This window comes from Mesorhizobium sp. DCY119 (genome assembly GCF_003590645.1).
Classification (GTDB): Bacteria; Pseudomonadota; Alphaproteobacteria; order Rhizobiales; family Rhizobiaceae; genus Mesorhizobium_M.
This window is the reverse complement of record NZ_CP031834.1, coordinates 1,996,831-2,020,891: the sequence shown is the minus strand read 5'-3', so window position 1 is coordinate 2,020,891 and position 24,061 is coordinate 1,996,831. Positions and strand designations below refer to the sequence as shown.

The 24,061-nt window shown below is 62.7% G+C and carries 13 protein-coding genes and 1 pseudogene; 7 read left to right on the top strand and 7 right to left on the bottom strand.

The genetic code is table 11. The features are described from left to right. The first annotated feature begins 179 nt into the window (after positions 1–179). On the top strand, positions 180–461 hold the full coding sequence (locus DZG07_RS09760) for a type II toxin-antitoxin system ParD family antitoxin (protein WP_119821570.1): 282 nt from the start codon (positions 180–182) through the stop codon (positions 459–461). Then, positions 458–760, top strand: coding sequence for a type II toxin-antitoxin system RelE/ParE family toxin (locus DZG07_RS09755; RefSeq protein WP_119816460.1), 303 nt, complete (start codon positions 458–460; stop codon positions 758–760). The genes DZG07_RS09760 and DZG07_RS09755 overlap by 4 nt, the downstream gene beginning before the upstream one ends. A 32-nt stretch (positions 761–792) precedes the next feature. On the opposite strand, the gene DZG07_RS09750 is transcribed toward DZG07_RS09755, so the two are convergent. From DZG07_RS09750 to DZG07_RS09720, 7 genes and pseudogenes are all read right to left on the bottom strand, one after another. Continuing rightward, positions 793–1,107, bottom strand: coding sequence for a hypothetical protein (locus tag DZG07_RS09750; RefSeq protein WP_133304736.1), 315 nt, complete (start codon positions 1,105–1,107; stop codon positions 793–795). A gap of 104 nt (positions 1,108–1,211) precedes the next feature. After that, entirely contained in the window at positions 1,212–3,638 is a 2,427-nt protein-coding gene (locus DZG07_RS09745; protein ID WP_119816454.1) for an FAD-dependent oxidoreductase, read from the bottom strand. Between the two features lie 274 nt (positions 3,639–3,912). Then, entirely contained in the window at positions 3,913–5,451 is a 1,539-nt protein-coding gene (locus DZG07_RS09740; RefSeq protein WP_091912926.1) for a trimethylamine methyltransferase family protein, read from the bottom strand. 877 nt (positions 5,452–6,328) lie between these two features. After that, positions 6,329–8,419 (bottom strand): annotated as a pseudogene (locus tag DZG07_RS09735) (ABC transporter ATP-binding protein); the annotation flags it as partial. Between the two features lie 12 nt (positions 8,420–8,431). After that, positions 8,432–9,583, bottom strand: coding sequence for an ABC transporter permease (locus DZG07_RS09730; RefSeq protein WP_091913373.1), 1,152 nt, complete (start codon positions 9,581–9,583; stop codon positions 8,432–8,434). Positions 9,584–9,593: 10 nt separating this feature from the next. Continuing rightward, positions 9,594–10,628, bottom strand: coding sequence for an ABC transporter permease (locus DZG07_RS09725; RefSeq protein ID WP_091912930.1), 1,035 nt, complete (start codon positions 10,626–10,628; stop codon positions 9,594–9,596). Between the two features lie 95 nt (positions 10,629–10,723). Beyond that, positions 10,724–12,379: an ABC transporter substrate-binding protein gene (locus DZG07_RS09720; RefSeq protein WP_119816448.1), complete on the bottom strand. Its 1,656-nt coding sequence runs from the start codon at positions 12,377–12,379 to the stop codon at positions 10,724–10,726. A gap of 494 nt (positions 12,380–12,873) precedes the next feature. On the opposite strand from DZG07_RS09720, the gene DZG07_RS09715 reads away from it, so the two are divergent. From DZG07_RS09715 to cysW, 5 genes are all read left to right on the top strand, one after another. Then, on the top strand, positions 12,874–18,348 hold the full coding sequence (locus tag DZG07_RS09715) for an alpha-2-macroglobulin family protein (protein ID WP_119821568.1): 5,475 nt from the start codon (positions 12,874–12,876) through the stop codon (positions 18,346–18,348). A 257-nt stretch (positions 18,349–18,605) separates the two neighbouring features. Further along, on the top strand, positions 18,606–20,702 hold the full coding sequence (pbpC, locus tag DZG07_RS09710; protein ID WP_119816445.1) for a penicillin-binding protein 1C: 2,097 nt from the start codon (positions 18,606–18,608) through the stop codon (positions 20,700–20,702). A gap of 452 nt (positions 20,703–21,154) precedes the next feature. After that, complete coding sequence (locus DZG07_RS09700; protein ID WP_119816439.1) at positions 21,155–22,186, top strand: sulfate ABC transporter substrate-binding protein; 1,032 nt, start codon at positions 21,155–21,157, stop codon at positions 22,184–22,186. A gap of 120 nt (positions 22,187–22,306) precedes the next feature. Then, a complete protein-coding gene (cysT, locus tag DZG07_RS09695; protein WP_119816437.1) occupies positions 22,307–23,158 on the top strand; it encodes a sulfate ABC transporter permease subunit CysT in 852 nt (283 codons plus the stop codon). After that, positions 23,151–24,035 carry a sulfate ABC transporter permease subunit CysW gene (cysW, locus tag DZG07_RS09690; RefSeq protein ID WP_091912940.1) on the top strand — a complete coding sequence of 295 codons (885 nt, stop codon included), beginning with the start codon at positions 23,151–23,153 and terminating at the stop codon, positions 24,033–24,035. Before cysT ends, cysW begins: the two co-directional genes overlap by 8 nt. The last annotated feature ends 26 nt before the right edge of the window (positions 24,036–24,061 follow it).

Sequence of the window (24,061 nt, the reverse complement as noted above, 5' to 3'; positions counted from 1 at the left end):
CAGTTCCCCATTATTGTGGTTTTGAGGAGAGGCTAGCACGTTTTATTTTTTTATCAATTGGTCAATTTTCTGGATAAGCAATTGAATTGGCAGGATAAAAACATGATTAAGTTAGTCATGTTTTCGAGCGGTATGATATTTTCATACCGCATGCTAGATTGCGCCGAAAGGAGCGCCACATGTCCAGTATTGAAAAACGCACGATCAGCCTTCCCGCGGAGCACGCCGCCTTTGTCGACGCCAAGGTGGCGGCCGGCGACTATGCCTCGGTAAGCGAGGTCGTGCGCGCTGGATTGAGAGCGCTGCAAGAACGGGACGCGGCTGTAGAACGCTGGCTGCAAGAAGACGTCGCGCAGGCTTACGATGCCATGCAAGCCGACCCTCAGCGCGGCATCGAAGCGAAAACGGTTTTCGATGAAGTTCGCGCCCATCATGCAGCGAAGCTGAAAGGCAAGACGTGAGGCGCCGAAACGTCATTTTCGCACCCGAAGCGCGAGATGATCTTTTTCAAATCTACGAATGGGTTGCCGTTGCCGCCAGTCCCATCGTGGCACTCGACTACGTCCAACGCATCGAATCGTGGTGTTTTGCCTTTGATCTTGCTGGGGAACGTGGCCGCAAACGCGACGATATACGACCGGGTCTACGCGTCACCGGCTTCGAGCGCCGGATGACGATCGCCTTCACTGTTACAAGCGAGCAAGTGACGATCTTGCGGTTGTTTCATGGCGGGCAGGACTGGGAGTCGGAGTTTACCTAAAGCACCCATTGCTTAGGGAATGAACGCCCTGCTCAGCGGCACGAGCCGGAATAGGACCCTGACCCGATTGGCGGACACCCCGGTTTCATGACCGGCACCTGCGGTTGCTGTTGTGGCACGATCCGCCGATCCTGCTCGCGATTGAACTGCTGCTGCAACTGGAAGATCTCGCGCTGCTGGATGCCTTGCTGGATAGCCTGATTCTGAATGGTGATCTGGGCCGCCCTTGCCTGCGCCGCGGCCTGCTCGGAAGCAGTCTGGGCAGATGCACCGGGAATGCCCGCGCCAAGCGCCATCGCTATCGTGAGAACGCCGAGCGTCGATTTTATCGCGGAATACGAACGCATGACCGTCGCCTTCATCGAGTTTGGAACCATTTCACCTGAATGTAGGGCGTTATCGCCTCGATTCCATGATGAATCTGTTCTGCACGCGCAAATGTGAATACCATTTACCCCCGCATCCGGCCCTGATTGGCATCGAACAGCGGCGCTGCCTGCATCCGTGCTGAATGCCGCTTGCCGAGCAGCTCGATCTCGAAGCCGTCCGTCTCTTCGGCAATCTCCTTCGGCACATAGCCCATGGCGATGGAAACTTTCGCACCATGCGCATAGCCGCCGGAGGTTACCCAGCCCCTCACCTCATCCTTGAACCAGATCGGTTCGTCGCCGATGACATCGGCATCCACTGCGTCCATCACGAAGGCGCGCAGGCGCAGCTTGCCGCCATCCTTGCGCTCGGAAAGTGCTGCCGCCTTGCCGATGAAATCCGCATCCTTGGCGTAGGCGACGAAGCGGTCGAGCCCGGCTTCCAGCGGCCCGTAGATCGGCCGGTATTCGCGCGCCCAGGAGCCGTAGTTCTTTTCCAGCCGCAGCGCGTTCAGCGCCCGCGACCCAAACAGCCCGAGCGAGAACTTCTCGCCGGCATCCAACAGCACTTGAAAGACATGGCGCTGATATTCCGGCTCGATCCAGATCTCGTAGCCGAGATCGCCGGTATAGCTGACGCGCCCGACCAGACATGGCGCCATACCGATGTCGAGCTTTCTGATATCCATGAACTTGAAAGCATCCGCCGAAACATCGGCATGCGTGACTTTGCTCAGTAAATCGCGCGCCTTCGGTCCGGCGATGGAAAGGCCGGTGAGTTTCTGGCCGACGGCCTCGAGGCTCACAGATCCATCTGCCGGCAGATGCTGTTCGAACCAGCGCATATGATACTGCTCGGCAATGCCCGAGCCGGCGATGAACCATTCGCCATTGCCGAGATTGGCCAGCGAAAAGTCGCCGATCAGCTTGCCGTCTTCCTTCAGCATCGGGGCAAGCGTCATGCGGCCGGCTTTCGGCAATTTGCAGGCCAGCATGTGGTCAAGCCAGACTTCAGCACCCTGCCCTTTCACGCGAAATTTGGCGAAGCTGGAAATCTCCGACAGGCCGACGCCCTCGCGCACCGTCCTTACCTCGTTGGCGACATGCGCGAAATCGGTCGAGCGCCGCCACGAGAACTCATCCTTCACGCCTTCCGGCGCATACCACAGCGGCACTTCCAGCCCATAGGCCACGCCCCATTGCGCGCCCTTGGCCGAAAGCAGGTCGTAGATTGGCGTGGTCTTCAGCCCCCGGCCAGCCGGCAATTCTTCGTTGGGGAAGCGGATGGAGAACCGCCGCGAATAGTTTTCGCGCACCTTGGCGTTGGTGTAGCGCATCGAGGCCCAGTCGCCGTAGCGCGAAATATCCATGGCCCAGATGTCGGCGCCCGGATCGCCGTGGATCATCCAGTTGGCCAGCGCCAGCCCGACGCCGCCGCCCTGCGAGAACCCGGCCATGACACCACAGGCCGACCAGAAGCCCCGCAGGCCGCACACCGGCCCGACCAGCGGGTTGCCGTCCGGCGCGAAGGTGAAGGGGCCGTTGATGATCTGCTTGATGCCGGTGTTCTGGAAAGCGGGGAAATGGCGGAATCCGACCTCGAGCGACGGCGCGATGCGGTCGATGTCCGGCTCCAGCAGCTCATGGCCGAAGTTCCACGGCGTCTGAAACTCCGACCACGGCTTGTTGGCCTTCTCATAGGTGCCCATGAGCATGCCGCCGCGCTCCTGGCGCAGGTAAAGCTCGCCGTCGAAATCGACGGCGTGGATGATCTCGGTGCCGGTCCTGTCGTTCCATGCCTTCACCTCGGGCATATCCTCGGTGATGAGGTACATGTGCTCCATGGCCAGCACCGGCAGTTCCAGCCCAACCATGCGGCCCACTTCGCGCGCCCATAGCCCGCCGGCATTGACGACATGTTCGGTGACGATCTCGCCCTTGTTGGTGATGACGCGCCATAGGCCATCCTCGCGGCGCACGATGTCCTCGACCTTGGTGAAGCGCTCTACCTCGGCACCGAGCTTGCGCGCCGCCTTGGCATAGGCATGGGTGACGCCCGAAGGATCGAGATGCCCGTCCTCCGAATTGCGCACTGCGCCGACGAACTGCTTGGGGTCGAGCAGCGGCATAAGCTCCGCCGCTTCCTTTGCCGATATCTCTTCAAGGTCGAGGCCGAGATAGCGGCCCTTGGCAACGACGCCACGCAGCCAGTCCATGCGCGCCTCGGTCGCGGCAAGCAGCACACCGCCGGTGACATGCACGCCGGTCGCCTGGCCGGAAAGCTCCTCGATCTCCTTGTAGAGGCTGATCGTGTATTTTTGCAGCTTGGCGACGTTCGGATCGCCATTGATCGTGTGCATGCCGCCAGCCGCATGCCATGTCGAACCGGAGGTCAGCTCGTCGCGCTCCAGAAGCACGACATCGGTCCAGCCGTGCCTTGCCAGATGAAACAGCACGGAGCATCCAACGACACCTCCGCCAATGACCACGACCTGCGCATGCGATTTCATGATTTTGCTCTGTTTTCAGTGAGTTGGATGAGTTTGAAGATTCTGGATGGGAAGTGGTTGAATCAAGCGATGAAGTGCTATCGACCCCCACTCCGTCCGCTTTGCGGACACCTCTCCCCCGATCGACGGGGGAGAGGAAGTCAGCGCGTTTCCATCAACGTTGACTTCGGTCTCCCTGCAGGGCAGCTGCGATCTTGGCGCCTTTCCTCTCCCCGTCGATCGGGGGAGAGGTGTCGAGCGAAGCGAGACGGAGTGGGGGTCGACCAGACGGCGCTCACGGCTCCTCCACCCCGATCTCTTCTTTCCGCCGAGCCACATAGGCCTCCAGCGCCTCGCGCACCGAAACATCCATTTCCGGCTCGACATATTCCTCCAGCGCCTTCTTCCACAGCCGCGTCGCGCGCGCCGTAGCATCCAGCCCGCCGCCTTCCTGCCAGGCTTCATAGTTCTGCCAGTTGGACAGCATCGGCTGGTAAAATGCCGTCGAATAGCGCTCCAGCGTGTGCGGCTCGCCGAAGAAATGGCCGCCGGTCGGGACGCGGCCGAGCGCATCAAGCGCCAGTTCGCCTTCGTTCACCGCGATGGGCGTAAGGAACTCCATCATGTGCTGGATCATCTCGACATCGATGATCAGCTTCTCGAAACTCGCCGTCAGCCCGCCTTCCTGCCAGCCGGCGGCGTGGTAGACGAGGTTGCCGTGGCCGAGCACCGCGCCCCACAGCGCCATCATCGTCTCGTATGTGCCTTGCGCGTCGGCGGCGTTGGAAGCCGAACCAGGTGTGGTGCGGTAGGGCAGCGAGTATCGCCGCGCGAGCTGACCAGAGGCGATGTTGGCCTTGGTGTTTTCGGGCGTTCCGAAGGCGGGCGCACCGGAGCGCATGTCGACATTGGAGGTGAAGGCCCCATACATGACCGGCGCGCCGGGGCGGACAAGCTGCGTCAGCACCACGCCGAATAGCGCCTCGGCGTTCTGCTGGGCAAGCGCACCGGCCAGCGTCACCGGGCTCATCGCGCCCATCAATGTAAACGGCGTTACGGCCACCGACTGGCCGAACTCGGCCATGGTCATCAGCCCCTCGGCCATCATGTCGTCGAAGCGGCGCGGCGAGTTGACCGAGATGATCGTGGTGACGCCGGGATCGTCGCGCATCTGGTCGAGCGTCAACCCGCGCGAAATCGCCATCATGGAAATGCCGTCCAGCGCCCTGCCCCGGCCGATGGCAGAGACGTGAAAGCTCTTGTCTGTCAGCGTAGCGTTGGCGAAATAGGTGTCGAGGTGGCGGGAATTGGCCGGCATCTCCACAGGCGCACAGACCTGATTGCCGATCATGTGGATGCAGTTGAAATGCTGCGCCAGCCGCACGAGATCGCAATAGTCGGTGTAATTGCCGGCGCGGCGGCCACGCTCCATGTCGTGGACATTGGGCGGACCGGCGACGAGCGTGAAACTGATATCATTGCCGCCGAGCCGGATTTTCCGCGCCGGATTGCGCGGCGTCAACGTGTAGCTGGAAGGCGTTGTCTTAAGCGCCTCAGTCACCATGCCACGGTCAAGCCAGACGGTTTGCGTGGCATGGTCGACCTTGGCGCCGGCCTTTTCGAACAGCGACAGCGCGCGCGGGCTCATCACCTCGATGCCGAAATTTTCGAGGATGTGCATGGAGGCTTCGTGGATGGCCTCGATCTGGTCGGCCGACAGAAGCGCCATCGGCGGATAGGGATTTTGCACCCGGCGAAGCGGCAGTTGCGGGATGGCCGCAGTTCCCCTGCCCTGGGATCGTTCGCTGCTGCGTCGGCGTCTGTCCGTGCTCATGCACCCATTGAATAGGCCGCCAGCCAGGCAGTTCTGTCAGAAAAGCGGCACCGGCAGGCGCGATTTTAGCCGGGGCGTCACTTCGGACTTTCTCCTAAGAAAATAGCGGCATCCTATGCCGCTATTTTTAGATAACGCCGGGTAAGGCTTCCGCCTATCTCGGCTTCTTGCCGAAGACCTTGATGTATTCGGCCTCACCGCCCTTGGCGAGCGCCTTGGCCTGCCTGACCCAATCCTCGCGCTCGATGCGGCCGTGGAAGCTCAGATGGTCGTCGACCCATTCGCGTTCCGCCTTTTTCCAGGCGGCAACCTGCGCGAATGTGTAAACGCCGAGTTCATGCAGGATGCCCTCGATCTTTGGGCCGACCCCGGAAATCATCTTCAGGTCATCAGGAGCAGACGGGCGCGCAATGCCTTGCGGTCTGCCTTTTTCGACAGGCGCGGAAGGCTTGGCCATCTTCGTCTGCGCTGGCGCGACGGCCTTCGCGCGCGCCGGTGCCTTGGCAGGTTTTGCACCGATGGCGGCACGAGCGGCAGCCGGAGACGACGCCGTCTTCACCACGCGAGGCTTCTGCCCAACCTTGCCTTCGGCGCGTGCTGCCTCTTTTGCGGTAGCAGCCGTTGCAGGCTTGACCTCGCCGCTGACAGCCTGACGTCCCTCACCTGTTTCAGTCAGGGACTTTTCCGGAGCCGATTCACCGGGCCGAGCGGAAATCGCCTTTGAAGACGCCACTTTGGGCTGCGCCTTCGCCCTAACAGCCTCATTGGGCGTGCTCGGCGCCTCCATATCGGCCAGCGGCGAGACCGGCGGCGTAGCCATCGTCCGCCTTGGCGATTCAGCCGATGGAGGAGCGACGGCGGGGTCCGGTTTTTTCTCGTCCTTGGCGAAACTGATCACCGGCTCCATGCCGGCCAGAACGTCATCGGGCAACCAGCACAGGCTCTTGTGTCCGTCGCCAAGATCCTTGAGCGGCGGCACCCTTGTCTCGCACAGATTGTCAGGCACCAGGCTCTTGTAGCGGCAGCGCGTCTGGAATGGACAACCCGAAGGAGGGTTCATCGCCGAGGGAATGTCGCCCTCGAGCACGATGTGCTTCTTGATGACGCTGGTGTCGGCGATCGGGATCGCGGATAGCAGCGCCTCCGTATAGGGGTGATAGGGCGGCGAGAATATCTGGTCCGTCGTGCCCTGCTCGACGATATGGCCGAGATACATAACCACAACGCGGTCGGCGATATAGCGCACCACCGAAAGGTCGTGGCTGATGAACAGCATCGTGGTTTTCGACTCGCGCTGGATATCCATCAAAAGCTCGGTCACCGCCGCCTGCACCGACACGTCCAGCGCCGAAACGGGCTCGTCGGCGACCACCACGCGGGCTCGGCCGGCGAAGGCGCGGGCAACACCGATGCGCTGCTTCTGGCCGCCCGAAAGCTGGCGCGGCATGCGCTCGGCGAAAGCGCGTGGCAGCTTCACGAGGTCGAGCAGTTCCAGCATCTTCTTGCGGCGCTCGCCGGCATTGTTGCCGATCTTGAACTTTTCCAGCGTGCGGATGATCTGCGAGCCGACCGAATGGCTCGGATTGAGCGTGTCGAACGGGTTCTGGAACACCATCTGGATCGACGAGACAGTCTCAACGTCACGGTTTTCGATGGCGATGGACTGAATATCGCGGTTGCCAAGCGAAATCGTTCCGGAGCTTGCCGTCTCCAGCCCAAGCAGAACCTTGGCGAGCGTCGACTTCCCGCAGCCGGATTCGCCGACGATGGCCACCGTCTCGGATTCGCGCGCCTCGAAGCTGATGCTTTCATTGGCCTTGACGACGCGGCCCTCGCTGCCGCCGAACACTTCGTTGGCCGAAACCTTGTAGTATTTCTTGAGGTTGTCGATCTTCAGCACGGGCGCGCCGGGGGTGATCGGCGGCTTGCTGGTCTTGGCGCCCTCGGGCAGCGCCGTCCAGTCGATCTCGTCGAAGCGCACGCAGCGGCTGTGGTGGTTGTCGTGGCCCTCGACCGGGATCATTGGGATTTCGGCGGCGTTGCAGACGCCTTCGACGAAATGCTGGCAGCGCGGACCGAAATTGCAGCCTGTCGGCCGTTCGTGCGGCAGTGGCAGCTGGCCGGGAATGGCAATCAGCGGCCGCGAATTCTTGTCGGCACCTGGCAGCGGGATGGAGCGGAACAGCCCTTGCGTATAGGGATGACGCATACGGTCGAACACGTCTTCGACCTTGCCGGTCTCCACCGCCTCGCCCGAATACATGACGGTGATGCGGTCGCAGGTTTCCAGGATCAGGCCGAGATTGTGCGACACGAAGATCATCGACGTGCCGAACTCCTTGCCGAGCCCCTTCACCAGTTCGACGATGCCGGCCTCGACCGTCACGTCGAGCGCGGTCGTCGGCTCGTCGAGCAACAGCAGCGCCGGCTTCGACAAAAGCGCCATGGCGATGACGATGCGCTGTTGCTGGCCGCCCGAAAGCTGGTGCGGGTAGGATTTCATCATCCGCTCGGGGTCCGGCAGGCGCACCGACTTCAGCATGGCGAGCGAGCGGCTGTAGGCCTCCTCCTTCGACACCTTGTCGTGGATGAGCGGCACTTCCATCAATTGCTGGCCGACCTTCATCGCCGGGTTAAGGCTCGCCATCGGCTCCTGGTAGATCATGGCGATCTTGTTGCCGCGAATGGCGCGTAGTTCCTCGTCGGACATGTCGCCCATGTCCTTGCCCTGGAACTTGATGCGGCCACCGACGATCTTTCCGACATTGGAGAGGTCGCGCATGATGCCGAGCGACACGGTGGACTTGCCGCAGCCGGACTCGCCGACGATGCCCATCGCCTCCCCCGGCATGACCGTGCAGGAGAAGTCCATCACCGCAGGGATTTCACCTCGCCGGGTGAAGAAGGAGATGGAGAGGTTCTCGATTTCGAGGATCGGCTTGGCGGGATTCCTTACAGCCTCGTTCATCGTCTCTCTCCGTCAGTCTTTCATCGATTGTTCGCGCAGCGCATCGGCCAGAAGATTGAGGCCGAGCACGAAGGTCATCAGCGCGATTGTCGGCGGCAGTGCCGGGTGAATGAAGGAGCGCAGCAACCGGCTGGCATCCTTGATTGCCGTGCCCCAATCGGGGCTTTCCGGCGCGAGACCAAGGCCGAAATAGCCGAGCGTGCCGAGCAGGATGGTGGTGTAGCCGATGCGCAGGCAGGCATCGACGATCAGCGGGCCGCGCGCATTGGGCAGGATTTCCCAAAGCATGATGTACCATGGGCTTTCTCCGCGCGTTTGCGCCGCCGCCACATAGTCGCGTGTCTTGATGTCCATCACCAGGCCGCGAACGATGCGGAACACGCCGGGGCTCGATGCGAACACCACCGCCACGAAGATGTTCAGCTCGTTCGGGTCCATCTTGACGATGCCGAACGGGTCGGCGTTGAAGACGAGCCCGATATAGACCCAGCCTCCGAACAGGAGGGTGAGGCCGAGAAGCAGATAGAGGCGCTCCGGCCGGTTCTTGAAGCGCGTGTAGAAGAGCGTGCAGAAGAAGATGATCGGGAACAGGAAGAACAACCCGGCCATCGCAAAGGGGATTGGCGTGTCCATGATGCCCGGCGTCACCAGCAGGTAGAACAGCAGGATGACAGGGAAGGCCAGCACCAGATTGGCGAGGAAAGACAGGAACGAGTCGATCCTTCCGCCGTAATAGCCTGCCGGCAGGCCGAGCGTGATGCCCACCATCAGCGCGAAGCCGGTCGCCAACGGTGCAATCGCCAGAACGATGCGACTGCCATAGATCATGCGGCTGAAGACGTCACGGGCGAGCTTGTCGCCGCCGAACAGATAGGCAAGGCCCGAATTGGCGTCGATGGCGCCGGGCAGCGCGTCCTTCATGACCGGTATCTGCCCGAGCGGATCGAACGGTGCGACCCTGTTGGCGAAGATCGCGGTGAACAGCCAGAACAGGCAGATGACCACGCCGGCGATGCCGACGCCGCTGTCGAAGAGCTGGCCGTAGAGGCCGAGCTTCTTCTTGAACCAGAAGCTGGCGCCCAGCACGATCGCCATCGCCACCCAGACGGGCCAGAAGCGCGCAAGCACCGCAAGCACGATCTGGGTTGCGGACAGGAATTCCATCGTACCCATCTTACTGCACCCTGATGCGTGGATTGAGGTAGGCGTAGCCCAGGTCCGAGATGAGCTGGGTGAACAGAACGACGAAGACCGAGACCAGCGAACAGCCGAGTAGGAGATCGATGTCGTTGTTGCCTGCGGCTTCCACCAGCGTGTAGCCAAAGCCCTGATAGCGGAACATCACCTCGACAATGACCACGCCGGTGAGCAGCCATGGAAACTGCAGCATGATGACGGTGAACGGCGCGATCAGCGCGTTGCGCAGCGCATGCTTGATGACGACGCTGGAGAAGCTCAGTCCCTTCAGCCGCGCTGTGCGGATATATTGCTGCGTCATTACCTCGACCATCGAGGCGCGGGTCATGCGGGCAATGTAGCCGATGCCATATATCGCCATGGTCATCACCGGCAGCGTGAAATTGTAGAAGGTGATGCCTTGCGCCGTCGCTGTTGCGGCAGAGCCGTTCAGCCAGCCGAGCCATGAGGCAAAGATGACGGTAAAGATGATGCCGGAAACATATTCGGGCGTCGCCGTTGTCGCGATCGAGGCGACCGAGAGGGTTCTATCGGTTCGGGTGCCTTCGCGCATGCCGGCCAATATGCCGATGAGCAGCGCGATCGGCACCATCGTCACCATAACCCAGAACATCAATATGCCGGTGGCACCCAATGCCGGGAAAAGCTTGTTGGCGACCTTGGTTTTGAACTTGGTCGAGCAGCCAAAATCGCCTTCCAGCACCCCGCCATAATAAGGTTCTGACGGCTCATTGCAGAATGAGAACCGCGGTATGGCTTTGCCAGTGGCGTCGATATTGGGCTGCTTCTTCACCACGCCGATCCACTGGCCGTAGCGCACGAAGAAGTTCTGCCGGTAGCCGTTCTTGACCAGCCAGCTTTCGATCTGGTCGGCCGGACTGCGCATGTCGAGCTGGCTGATCGCCAGCTTCTTCAGGTTCGGTTCCAGATTCACCATGAAGAAGACGACCATCGTCAGGCACAGCATGGTCAGAACCATGGTCCCGAGACGGCGTATAATGAAAGCAAACATGGTCAGCCCCTGCCGTTGGGTTGGGGTCAGATGCGGTCAACCCGTTGGAATCGGGAGAGGGACACGGATGCCCCTCTCCGACGGTTGAAGCAGTTTCATGCTTCGGCGAGCCAAACCTTGCCGAAGTCGTGTTCGAAGGTCGGATGCATGCCGTGGTTCTTCACGGTCTGCGCCGAGTGATTGTAGAGCTTGCGCCAGTAAGGCTGGATGATGATGCCGGAATCCTGGAGGATCTTCTCGATATCGGCCATCACAGTCTTGCGCTTTTCGGCGTCGGCGATCGACAGGGCCTCGTTGACCTTGGCGTCGAAATCCGGGTTCGCATAGGCGGATTCGTTCCATGCCTCGCCGCTGCGGTAGCCGATGGCGATGACCTGGATGCCGAGCGGACGCATATTCCAGTTGGTCATGGAATAAGGATACTTCGTCCAGTCGTTCCAGAAGGTCGAGCCCGGCAGAACCGTACGCTTGACCTTGATGCCGGCCTCGCGAAGCTGGGCTGCGATCGCATCGCCCGTGTTCTTGTGCCAGTCCTCGTCAACCGTGATCAGGTCGTGCTCGAAATCGGCCTGTCCGGCTTCCGCCATCAGCGCCTTTGCCTTGGCCGGATCGCGCGCCACCTTCGGCAGCTCCGCATATTCCGGATGGATCTGGCAGACGTGATGGTTTTCAGCAGGCACACCGGCATTGCCGTAGCCGAGCTGGAGCACCACAGCGTTGTCGACGGCGAGCTGGAGCGCGTTGCGCACCTTCTGGTCGTCGTAAGGCTTGTTTGCCACGTTGGTGCGCGCAACGATGGTCGAGGCGGTAACCACCTCGGACTTCACCAGATCGAGGCCGTCGAGGATGGTTACGTAGTCGGCCGTCGTCTCGTGATTGGTCTGGACTTCGCCAGCCTCGAAAGCGCTGACCATGGCCGCCGGATCGGTGCCGTAGTCGATGAATTCGACGCCATCGAGATAGACTTCGCCGTTCCACCACTTGCCGTCTTCACGGCGCTTGTAGACGACCTTGCTGCCGACATCGTAGGAAACGAGCTCGAACGGGCCGGTGCCGATCGGGGTGGCGACGAAATTCGCGCCCTTCTCGTCGAAGCTGCGATGCACGACCAGACCCGGATAGTCGGTCAGGTTCGGGATGAGCGCGATGTCGGACTTGCTGAGCGTCAGCTTGACGGTGTTGTCATCGACCTTGGTGATCGCGCCTTCGCGCAGCTTTTTCGTAGCGTCGTCGACCAGGCTGCCCATGCGGCCCGGCATGGAGTTGCCTTCCACCGTCTTGTCGCACCAGCGGGTGAAATTGAAGATCACGTCGTCGGCGTTGAAGACGTCGCCATTGTTCCAGGTCGCGCCCTGACGGACCTTCAGGACATATTCCGTAGCGTCGTCATTTACTTCCCAGCTTTCGAGAAGGTAAGGCTCGAAGGTGAATTCACGGCTGTATTTCACCAGTGGTTCGAGCGTCTGGCGCTCGGCATTGGCGATTTCGGACCAGTCGGCGGTGCGCGGATCCTTCGGATCCTTGATGGACATCGCCACCTTGAGGATGCCGCCCTTCTTGGGTTCTTCCTGCGCCATTGCAGGGGTGGGCGCGGCAAGACCGATCATGCCGTACGCCATTGCGGTGGAAGCGCCGAACACGCTCGCCAGTGCGAGGAACTCGCGGCGATCCATGCCGCCAGCCTTCACGCTCTTGGCCATTTCGACGATATGGTCTGGAACGCGATCCCCGTTGTTCTTGTAGAATGTCATCTTAGAACTCCCATTGTTGGCTTTCCGCCGATTAGCATTCCGCATCCGGCCCTCGATGTCAAAAGGAGCGGATCACAGAACTCGGGAGTAAATGTGCAACTTTGAATGGCTGGCGGTTCGCGCGAATACGACAAACTTGGCGCAAAATTGCTATTGCGCGGGCGGATTCGGCGGAATCTTCTGCGGACAATAAAACTGATACATTTGGAGCGTGCCGGCCAGCGCCAGAGGGGCCATTCCTTGAGGCCAGGCAAGGGCTCGCGGGGGCACCGCCACAGCCCTGACGTGTGGCTGCCACTAAAAATTGTGGAAACATGTATAGGCATATCTTTTGGTCGATGCCTCCGTCCCATATTCAGCACCTAACCGAATTCCGGATCAGGCTACATCCAAAAGACATGGGTAGACGTTAAGCCTGCCGGGGCATCCATGTTGACAAGCGCCGGCCAAGCCGGATTCATGGACGCCGAAACGACAGCGGTGTGGAGGAGACAATGTCTATGCGCGCGGCACGTGGTTTGTCGGTTTTCGTCTTTCTTTTATCCCTGCTGTTCACCGGTGTCGGCACTGCACTCGCCGTCGACGCACGAACCATCGCCACCAGCGAAAATGGCGACTATTTCGGCTTCGACCTGAGGTCCGAGCAGAACGTCACGCTCGATCAGTGCAAGTCGACCTGCCTCGGCGATTCCTCCTGCCGCGCCTTCACCTACAACACCAAGGCCAAATGGTGTTTCCTCAAATCCGATTTCGCCACGCTGAAGTCTTTCCCGGGCGCGGTTGCCGGCAAGGTCGTGACGCTGAACAGCGACCCCGATATCGGCGCGCCGCCTGAACTCGCTTTCTTCTCCGCCGGCATGATCGACGAGGCCCGCCAGTTCCGCACGAAGCTGACCGACGGCTCGGTGACGATCGGCCAGGAAGGCTTGGCCGCACTGACCGAAACAGCCGGTCAGGCGCTGCAGAACGGTGACCCGCGCACGGCGATGCAGAAATTTACCACCGCCGTCGCGACCTCACCCAATGACGGCACACTTTGGCTCGGCCTTGCACGCGCCATCGTCGGCGTCGCTCCCGCCAACGGTGAAGAGACCGCGAAACTGCAACGTGACGGAACCTCGGCCGCCTGGAACGCCTACCAGCTTCTGCGTACCACGCAGGCACGAGCCGATGTGATGGCCGTGATGGCGGTGGCGCTCGACAAGCGCGAGATGTTCCGCCCTGCCCTGCAGGCCTATGAGGCGAGCCTCGCGCTGGTCAATTCGGCAACCATCCGCGCCGAGTATGAAGACCTGAAAGCCCGCAAGGGATTCCGCGTCATCGACCATTCCGTCGACAATGACAGCGCCGCCCCGCGCATCTGCGCGCAATTCTCCGAAGACCTCGTCAAGACCGGCGTCGATTACGCGCCCTTCGTGACCGTCGACGGCGCAGCGCCCAAGGCGATCGAAGCCAAGGACAAGCAGATCTGCGTCGAAGGCCTCGAGCATGGCCGTCATTACAACGTGACCTTCCGCGCTGGTTTGCCTGCGGCGGTCGGCGAAGTCATCGCAGCCCCGGTCGTACTCTCCATCTATGTACAGGATCGCACCGCCTCGGCGCGTTTCACCGGCGACAGCTTCGTGCTGCCGGCGACTGCCAGGCGCGGCATTCCGCTCGTCACTGTCAACATGGCGGCAGCCGACGTGAAGCTTTTCCGCATCGGCGACCGTTCGCTGGCCCAGCTTCTCACCGGCTACCAGTTCCTCCGTCAGCTCGACAGCTACGACATTTCCAACATCTCCGACCAAATGGGAGAGCCGATCTGGGAAGGCCAGATCGAGATCGCCAACGAGCTCAACAAGGAAGTGACCACCAGCTTCCCGGTCGACGAGGCGTTGCCGCAGCGCAAGCCCGGCGTCTATGTATTGACGGCTCAGCCGGTCAACGACCGCAGCGAGGACTACTCCTCCCGCGCCACGCAATGGTTCGTCGTCTCGGATATCGGCCTCTCCACCTATACCGGCCAGGACGGGCTCAACGTCTTCGCCCGCTCGCTTGGCTCGGCCAGGCCGATAGCCGACATCGAGCTGACGCTGCTGGCCCGCAACAATGAGATTCTCGGCACGGCAAAGACCGACGCCGAGGGCCGCGCCACCTTCACCCCCGGCCTGACGCGCGGCACCGGCAGCATGGTGCCGGCTGTGCTGATGGCAAGCCAGGGCGACAGCGATTTTGTTTTCCTCGACATGACGCGGGCCGGTTTCGACCTCTCCGACCGCGGCGTGACGGGACGGACCGCGCCCGGCGCACTCGACGTCTATGCCTGGACCGAGCGCGGCATCTACCGCGTCGGCGAGGAAGTGCATGTCGCAGCACTTGCCCGCAACGACGCCGCCAAGGCGGTCGAGAACCTGCCGCTGACCTTCATCTTCACGCGACCCGACGGCGTCGAGGATCGCCGCATCATTTCCGACGGCGCCAATGCCGGCGGCCACGCCGTCGACCTGACGCTGGCCAACAACGCCATGCGCGGCACCTGGACGGTTTCGATCTACACCGACCCCAAGCAGGCAGCCGTCGCCAGCCAGATGTTCCTGGTCGAGGATTTCGTGCCCGACCGCATCGAATTCGACCTGACCAGCGACAAGCCCGAGATCGCCGCCGGCGAAGCGGCCAACGTCACAGTCGATGGCCGCTTCCTTTATGGCGCGCCGGCGGCGGGTCTGGCCCTCGAAGGCGAAGTGACGCTTTCGACCATGCAGGAATGGAAAAGCTTCCCCGGCTACTCGTTCGGCCTTGCCGATGAGCAGGAAGGCGAAGCGACGCGCATACCGCTGGCCGACCTGCCGGTCGTCGGTGACGACGGCAAGTCGACCTTCCCGGTGGCGATCGAGCAACTGCCTTCGACCACCCGCCTGCTGAACGCTGCCGTGACGGTGCGCATGCGTGAAAGCGGCGGCCGCGCCGTCGAGCGCGCACTCGACATCGGTATCCGCCCGCAAGGCCGGATGATCGGCATCAGGCCGGATTTCTCCGGCGGTGAGGTGCCGCAAGGCGGGACCGCCAAATTCGGCTTCATAGCCGTCGACCCGCAAGGAAAGCGCGAGGCGCTGCAAGGCGTGCAATGGTCGCTGGTAAAGGTCGAGCGCAATTACCAATGGTATCGCAGCGGCAACGCCTGGAACTACGAGCCGGTGACCTTCACCAAGGCTGTCGCCAACGGCCAGATTGATCTTGCCGCCGACAAGGAGGCGTCGATCAGCGCGCCCGTCGACTGGGGCCGCTATCGCCTCGAAGTCGAGACCGCCGACCCGGCAGGCCCGGCCACCAGCTTCGAATTCGACGCCGGCTGGTATGTGGCTGCAACCTCCACCGAGACGCCGGACGGGCTCGAAATCGCCCTCGACAAGGACCATTATGCAGCCGGCGAAGTCGCCAAGCTGCAGGTCTCGCCGCGCTTTGCCGGCGAGCTTCTGGTGACCGTCGGCGCAGACAAGCTGCTGAAGACGATCACCGCAAGCGTGCCGGAAGGCGGCGCGACGGTAGACGTACCGGTCGGTGATAATTGGGGCGCAGGCGCCTATGTCACTGCCACGCTTTACCGCCCGGGCGAAGCGCAGGAATCGCGCATGCCTGCCCGCGCCATCGGCGTGAAATGGCTGAAAGTCGATCCCGGCGCAAAACAGCTCGGCGTGACGCTTTCCCCGCCTGAGAAGACCGCACCGCGCCAGACCCTGTCGATCCCAGTTGCGGTGACGGGCGCGGCACCGGCCAGTGACGCCTATGTCATGGTCGCAGCCGTCGATGTCGGCATCCTCAATCTGACGCAGTTCAAGACCCCCGACCCGGAAAACTGGTTCTTCGGCCAGCGTCAGCTCGGCCTCGAACTGCGCGACCTCTATGGCCGCCTGATCGACGGCTCGCTCGGCACGACGGGCAAGCTGCGCACCGGCGGCGACGGCGCAAACATGGCTTCCGAAGGCAGCCCGCCGACCGAAAAGCTGGTCGCCTTCTTCTCCGGCCCGGTCAAGCTCGATGCCGACGGAAAGGCGACCGTCGACTTCGACATTCCGCAGTTCAACGGCACCGTGCGCATCATGGCGGTAGCCTGGAGCAAGGAGGCTGTCGGCCACGCGAGCTCCGACGTGATCGTGCGTGACCCGGTGGTGATCACCGCCGGCCTGCCGCGCTTCATGGCACCGGGCGATGCCGCCGAAATGCGGCTCGACATCGCCAACACCGACGCCCCGGACGGTGATTATTCGCTGGCCATCGACACATCAGGCGATCTTTCGACCGGCACGGTTCCGGAGAAAGTGACGCTGACCGCCGGCAAGCGCCAGACGCTGACCGTGCCACTCGCCGCACAATCGAGCGGCGATGCCGGCCTGACCATTCGGCTCGCCAACGCCGAGGGCCTGAGCGTCGAGCAGAACCTGACGATCCCGGTGCGGCCGGCCGAACTGCCGGTGACGACGCGGACCGTGGTCGACCTCAAGCCCAATGCCAGCTTGCGCATCGACAAGGAACTGCTAGCGGCAAGCCTGCTCGACGGTGCCTCCGTCAGCGTCGGCGTCTCGCGCGCCTCCGCCTTCGACGTGCCTTCGCTGCTGATGACGCTCGACCGCTACCCCTATGGTTGCGCCGAGCAGACGACCAGCCGCGCGCTGCCGCTGCTCTATGTCAGTGAACTCGCGGCAAGTGCCGGCATGGCCGACGACACCTCGCTCCACGACCGCATCCAGCAGGCGATCTACCGCGTGCTGAACTATCAGGCGTCATCGGGCAGTTTCGGCCTGTGGGGACCGGGTTCGGGCGATCTCTGGCTCGACGCCTATGTCACCGACTTCCTGACCCGGGCACGCGAGAAGAACTACGACGTGCCGAGCGAGGCGATGCTTGCCGCGCTCCAGAACCTGCAGAACGCGATTTCCTACGACATCGACCTGCAGGATCGCGGCAGCGAGATCGCCTATGCGCTCTATGTGCTGGCCCGCAACAAGAAGGCATCGATCGGCGACCTGCGCTATTATTCCGACACGCAGCTTGAGGCTTTCTCGAGCCCGATGGCGGTGGCGCAGCTTGCCGCCAGCCTCGCGCTCTACGGCGACCAGCAGCGCTCGGAAAACACCTTCCAGGCAGCACTGACGCTGGCCAAGACCAACACCGAGCATGACTATTCGCGCTCGGACTATGGCTCGCGCCTGCGTGATGGAGCCGCCATGCTGGCGCTTGCCGCCGAAAGCAGACCGGCACCCAAGGTGATCCCCGAACTGATCAGTCTCGTCACCGCCGAGCGCAAGGCTGCCAACTACACCAGCACGCAGGATCAGGCCTGGATGCTGCTGGCGGCACGCGCAATGCGCGCCAACAGCGACGCCATCCAGCTCACCGTCAACGGCGCACAGCATGGCGGCGCCTTCTCGCAGCAGGTGTCCGGCAACGAGCTTGCCGACAACCCGCTGGTCATCGCCAACACCGGCAAGGATGCCCTGCAGGCGGTGGTGACGGCGGTTGCCGCACCGGCACAGCCGCTGCCTTCCGGCGGCGACGGCTTTCAGATCGCGCGCACCTATTACGGCCTCGACGGCTCCGAGGCCAATGTCACCAGCGTCTCGCAGAACGAGCGCTTCGTGGTGGTGCTGAAGATCGACGAGTCCAACAACTGGCCCTCGCGCGTGCTGGTGACAGACCTGCTGCCGGCCGGCTTCGAGATCGACAATCCGGGACTGGTGTCCAGCGCCGACCTCGGCAATTTCCCCTGGCTTGCCCGCACCGAGGCCGCGCATCTCGAATTCCGCGACGACCGTTTTGTCGCCGCCTTCGACCGCACCTCGGGCGACAACGGCCAGATCACGCTCGCCTATGTGGTGCGCGCCGTGACGCCCGGCATCTATGCGCATCCGGCCGCCAGCGTCGAGGACATGTACCGGCCGCAATATTCGGCCCGCACGGCGAGCGGGATGATGGAGGTGAGAGCGCCGTAATCATGAACGCGCTTGGCCACATGTCGGCGACAGCGGCTTACAAATCTACGTCGCGCCGCCCCTCACCCTTACCCATTCCGGGGCGAGCCACGGGTCTTGCCCGTCCTTCGGACCCCCGTAAACGGGGAGAGGGGGGCATCGACGTTGCAGCCAGCCTTCTTCTTTCCTCGAAGGAGGAAGCGGTAGGGTTGCGGCCAGCCTTCTTCTCCCCGTCACTATACGGGGAGAAGGTGCCGGCAGGCGGATGAGGGGCGGCTATGCGTGTCCCAATAAGAGCGCTGCGAAAACTGGCGGCTTACGCCACAGCCGGTGCAGCAGTCGTCGCACTAACGATCACCACCCTCTACACCCTCGACCGAGCCTACCCTCCACCCCTGCCCGCGCAACTCACCGTCTCCTCGGAAGTGCTCGACCGCGACGGCGCGCTTCTCCGCGCCTACGCGACGCCGGACGGCTATTGGCGGCTCGGCACCTCCCTCGACCAGGTCGACCCGCAATTCGTAAAAATGCTGATCGCCTATGAGGACAAGCGCTTTTTCGACCATGACGGCGTCGATGTGCTCGCACTGCTCCGCGCAGCCAAGCAGTTCGCCGGCAACGGCCGCATCGTTTCGGGCGGCTCGACGCTGTCGATGCAGCTGGCCCGGCTGATCGAGCCCCGCGAAAACCGCAGTTTCGGCTCGAAATTCCGGCAGATCCTGCGCGCCATCCAGATCGAGCGGCGGCTCTCCAAGCGCGACATCCTCGAACGCTACCTGACGCTGGCGCCTTATGGCGGCAATCTCGAAGGCGTGCGCGCCGCTTCGCTCGCCTATTTCGGCAAGGAGCCGCGCCGGCTGACCGTTTCGGAAGCGGCCCTGCTCGTTGCCCTGCCGCAATTGCCCGAACGCCGCCGCCCCGACCGCAACCTGAAGACCGCGCAGGCCGCACGCGACCGCGTGCTGGAACGCATGGTGACGGCGGATATTCTGGGCGAGCGCGAGGCTGCCCGCGCGAGCAACGACGCGGTTTCCGAGGTGCGCTTCGCCCTGCCCGCGCTGGCAGCGCATGTTGCCGATGCAGCACTGCGCAAGGCACCGTCGCAGAGCCGGCATCAAGTCACGCTGCGCAAGCGCGTTCAGGAAGGGCTGGAAGCCGTCGCCAAAAGTGCTGCGGCCAAGCTTGGCCCGCGCATTTCGGTGGCGATGGTCCTGGCCGATGCCCGCACCGGCGAAATCCTCGGCGAGGTTGGCTCAGCGAACTATTTCGATGCCAGCCGCTCGGGCTGGATCGACATGACGAAGGTCTCGCGCTCGCCCGGCTCGACCCTAAAACCCTTCATCTACGGGCTGGCGATGGAACAGGGTCTTGTCGCGCAGGAAACGCTGATCGAGGACCGCCCCGCCGATTTCGCCGGCTACCGCCCGCGCAATTTCGACATGAGCTATCAGGGCGATGTCAGCGTGCGTCAGGCGCTGCAACTGTCGCTCAACGTGCCGGCCGTGCGCCTGCTCGACGCGGTCGGCCCGGCGCGGCTGACGGCGCGGTTCCGGCAGGCCGGCGTCACCCCTGCCTTGCCGAAGGACGAGCCGCCGGGGCTCGCCATCGGCCTTGGCGGCGTCGGGCTGTCGCTGCGTGATCTGGTGCAGCTCTATACCGGCCTCGCCAACAACGGAAAGGCCCGCATCCTCCGCGACGGCACCGAAATTGTCGAAACCGTGCAGGGTGGCGGCACGATCCTCGACGAGCAGGCGACGTGGCAGATCGCCGACATTCTTTCCGGCGTGAAGCCGCCGGAAGGGGCCAGCCATCGCGGCATCGCCTACAAGACCGGCACATCCTACGGCTACCGCGACGCATGGTCGGTCGGCTTCGACGGACGCTATGTGCTGGGCGTGTGGGTCGGGCGCGCGGATTCCGGCTCGGTGCCCGGCCTGTCCGGCTATGTCTCGGCTGCGCCCATCCTGTTCGAGGGCTTCGCCCGCTCCGGTCTTGCCGCGGTGCCGCTTGCCCGCGCGCCGGCTGGGACGTTCCGCACCGCACGCGCCGACCTGCCGGTGACGCAGGCGCGTTTCACCTCCGGCTCGGACGGGCTGGTCGCGATAGCCGCGCCGACCGAACCGCCACCGCAGATCGTCTTTCCGCCGGACGGGGCAAGGGTAGACCTCGGAACCGTCTCAAGCGCCGCCTCGCCGCTGGTGCTAAAACTGCAGGGCGGCCGCGCGCCGTTCCGCTGGCTCGCCAACGGCAAGCCGCTGGCCGAACTCGACCGCCGCCGCACCGCGACATGGCAGCCCGACGGCACCGGCTATTCGACGCTGACCGTCATCGACGCCGCCGGCCGCGCGGCAAGCGTGAAGGTGTTTGTGGAGTAGCGGCACAACTGCGGTAGTTTCAGAAATCGGCTTCTCTCGAAGGCAGCGTTCCTTCGCGCGCCCCTCTGGCCTGCCGGCCATCTCCCCCGCAAGGAGGGAGATCAGCCTTCATGTCTGCTTTCGCCAATCTTCGACGTTGCAGAACTGGTGGCCAAGCTGATGACAGCTAATCTCCCTCCTTGCGGGGGGTCCGAAGGACGGGCCGAGACCCGTGGCTCGGGCCAGGGCGGCCGGCAGGCCGGAGGGGGTGTTCCAACTGTGCGCCGGGTTGATACCTTTGGCTTGAAATACCGGAGGCGACAGAACGCCCAACCCCCATTAGAAAAATATTTTCCTCCATCATCCCCTCCAAAGTGAGGAAAATTGCTCACGCTCCCCTAAATTAGCATGTTTGGGTGCGTCTAATTTCTATCAAATCGATAGAGTACCCTTCGAATTCAACGGAGGCAGACATGACCAAATATCGATCTCGTTACCTTCTTGCCGGCCTCCTCGCCGGAGCACTGCAACTCGGGTCTCTCGGCTTGGCAGCGGCCGATACGACGATCCTCAACGTGTCTTACGATCCGACGCGCGAACTCTACAAGGACTACAACGAAGCCTTCGCCAAGCATTGGAAGGCCGAGACCGGCGAGACGGTGACCATCCAGAACTCCCATGGCGGCTCGGGCAAGCAGGCCCGCGCGGTAATCGACGGGCTCGACGCCGATGTCGTGACGCTGGCGCTCGAAAGCGACATCAACGCCATTGCCGAAAAGACCAAGAAGATCGCGCCGGACTGGCGCGGCAAGCTGCCGAACAACTCCTCGCCCTACACCTCGACCATCATCTTCCTTGTCCGCAAGGGCAATCCCAAGGCGATCAACGACTGGGGCGACCTGGTGAAGGACGACGTGCAGGTCATCACGCCGAACCCGAAGACGTCCGGCGGCGCGCGCTGGAATTACCTGGCCGCATGGGCCTGGGCCGACAAGGAGTATGGCGGCGACCAGGCCAAGATCAAGGAATACATCGCCACCCTCTTCAGCAAGCACGTTCCGGTTCTGGACACCGGCGCGCGCGGCTCGACGGTGACGTTTGCCGAGCGTGACCAGGGCGACGTGCTGCTCGCATGGGAAAACGAAGCCTATCTGGCGCTCGACGAATTCGGCGCCGACAAGTTCGACATCGTCTTCCCGCCCTCCTCCATCCTGGCCGAACCGCCGGTCGCGGTGGTGGACGGCAATGTCGATGCCAAGGGCACCCGCAAGGTCGCGCAGGCCTATCTCGAATATCTCTATTCCGAGGAAGGCCAGCGCATCGCCGCCAAGCATCATTACCGCCCGTCCAAGCCTGAGCTTGTGCCGGCCGACGAGTTGCAGAAGCTGCCGGAACTGAAGCTCGTCACCATCGACGACCCGATCTTTGGCGGCTGGAAAAAGGCACAGCCCGAGCATTTCGGCGATGGCGGCATTTTCGACCAGCTTTACAAGCCGGCCCAGTAATACGGACTATCTACCGACTTGGCTCTGCCGGGGCGTTTGACGCGACTTTTCTAAAAAGCCACGCCATTCGCCCCGGCAGAGCATGTTACTACTAGCTGCGCGCAGCGAATAAGGGACGACATGACCACAGAACCCGCCCAGGCGGGGTGGCGATTCAAGGCGCCGAGCGTCATTCCGGGTTTCGGATTGACGCTCGGCTTCTCGCTTGCCTACCTCACGCTCATCATCCTCATCCCGCTGACGGGTCTCGTCTGGCGTTCGGCGTCACTTGGCTGGACCGATTTCTGGGCAATCGCCACCGACCGCCGCACGGTCAAGGCGCTGGAGATAAGCTTCGGCACGGCGCTGATCGCGGCTGCCGTCAATGTCGTCTTCGGCACCATCGTCGCCTGGGTTCTGGTGCGCTACCGCTTTCCCGGCCGCCGCGTAATCGACGCCATGGTCGACCTGCCTTTCGCCCTGCCGACGGCAGTGGCAGGCATCGCGCTGACCACGCTCTACGCGTCCAAGGGCTGGATCGGCAGCCTTCTGGCGCCCCTCGGCGTCAAGGTCGCCTATACGCCGCTCGGAATCGTCATTGCCCTGATCTTCATCGGCCTGCCCTTCGTCGTGCGCACGGTGCAGCCGATCATCGAGGAGATCGACAAGGAGGTCGAGGAGGCAGCCGCCACGCTCGGCGCCAGCCGCTTCCAGACCATCACGCGCATCCTGTTTCCCGGCCTCGCGCCGGCCATCGTCACCGGCTTCGCCCTGGCCTTCGCCCGCGGCGTCGGCGAATACGGCTCGGTCATCTTCATCGCCGGCAACATGCCTTACGTCTCGGAAATCGCGCCACTGCTGATCGTCATCAAGCTTGAGGAATACAACTACGCTGCAGCCACCGCGATCGCCACGATCATGCTGGTCATCTCCTTCGTCATGCTTCTGGTCATCAACCTTCTCCAGTCGTGGAGCCGCAAACGCTATGGCTGAGCTTGTCGAAACCTCTTCAAGCCGCGCCCGCGAAAACCGCGCGTCGGCCATCAACGAAAGCCGCACGACGCGCTGGATCCTGATGGCGCTGGCCTTCGGCTTCCTGGCGATCTTCCTGCTGTCGCCGCTGGTGCTAGTCTTTGCCGAAGCGTTCAAGCGCGGCATCGAGCCTTACACCGAAGCGCTGGTCGACCGCGACACGGTCGCCGCGATCCGCCTGACCTTGCTGGTGGCGGCGATTTCCGTGCCACTCAACCTCGTCTTCGGCGTGGCAGCTGCCTGGGCGATCGCCAAGTTCGAGTTCAAGGGCAAGGCGTTCCTGATCACCCTGATCGACCTGCCCTTCTCGGTATCCCCGGTGATTTCCGGGCTCGTCTACGTGCTGCTTTTCGGCGCAAGCAGCGTGCTCGGCCCATGGCTGAAAAGCTACGGCATCGAAATCCTCTTCGCCGTGCCCGGCATCGTACTGGCAACCGTGTTCGTGACGTTCCCGTTCGTAGCGCGCGAACTGATACCGCTGATGCAGGAACAGGGCACCGGCGACGAGGAAGCAGCCCTTTCGCTCGGCGCCAATGGCTGGCAGGCCTTCTGGTATGTAACGCTGCCCAACATCAAATGGGGCCTGCTTTACGGCGTGCTCCTTTGCAACGCCCGCGCCATGGGCGAGTTCGGCGCGGTGTCGGTCGTGTCGGGTCACATCCGCGGCCTGACCAACACCATGCCGCTGCATGTCGAAATCCTCTACAATGAGTACAACGCCGTCGGTGCTTTTGCCGTCGCCTCGCTGCTGGCAGGCTTGGCGCTGGTCACGCTCGTTTTGAAGACCATTCTGGAAATCCGCTACGGCCACGCCATCGCCGGCAGCCGCGGACACTGACAAGAAGAATTCGGGAACAAGGGTAA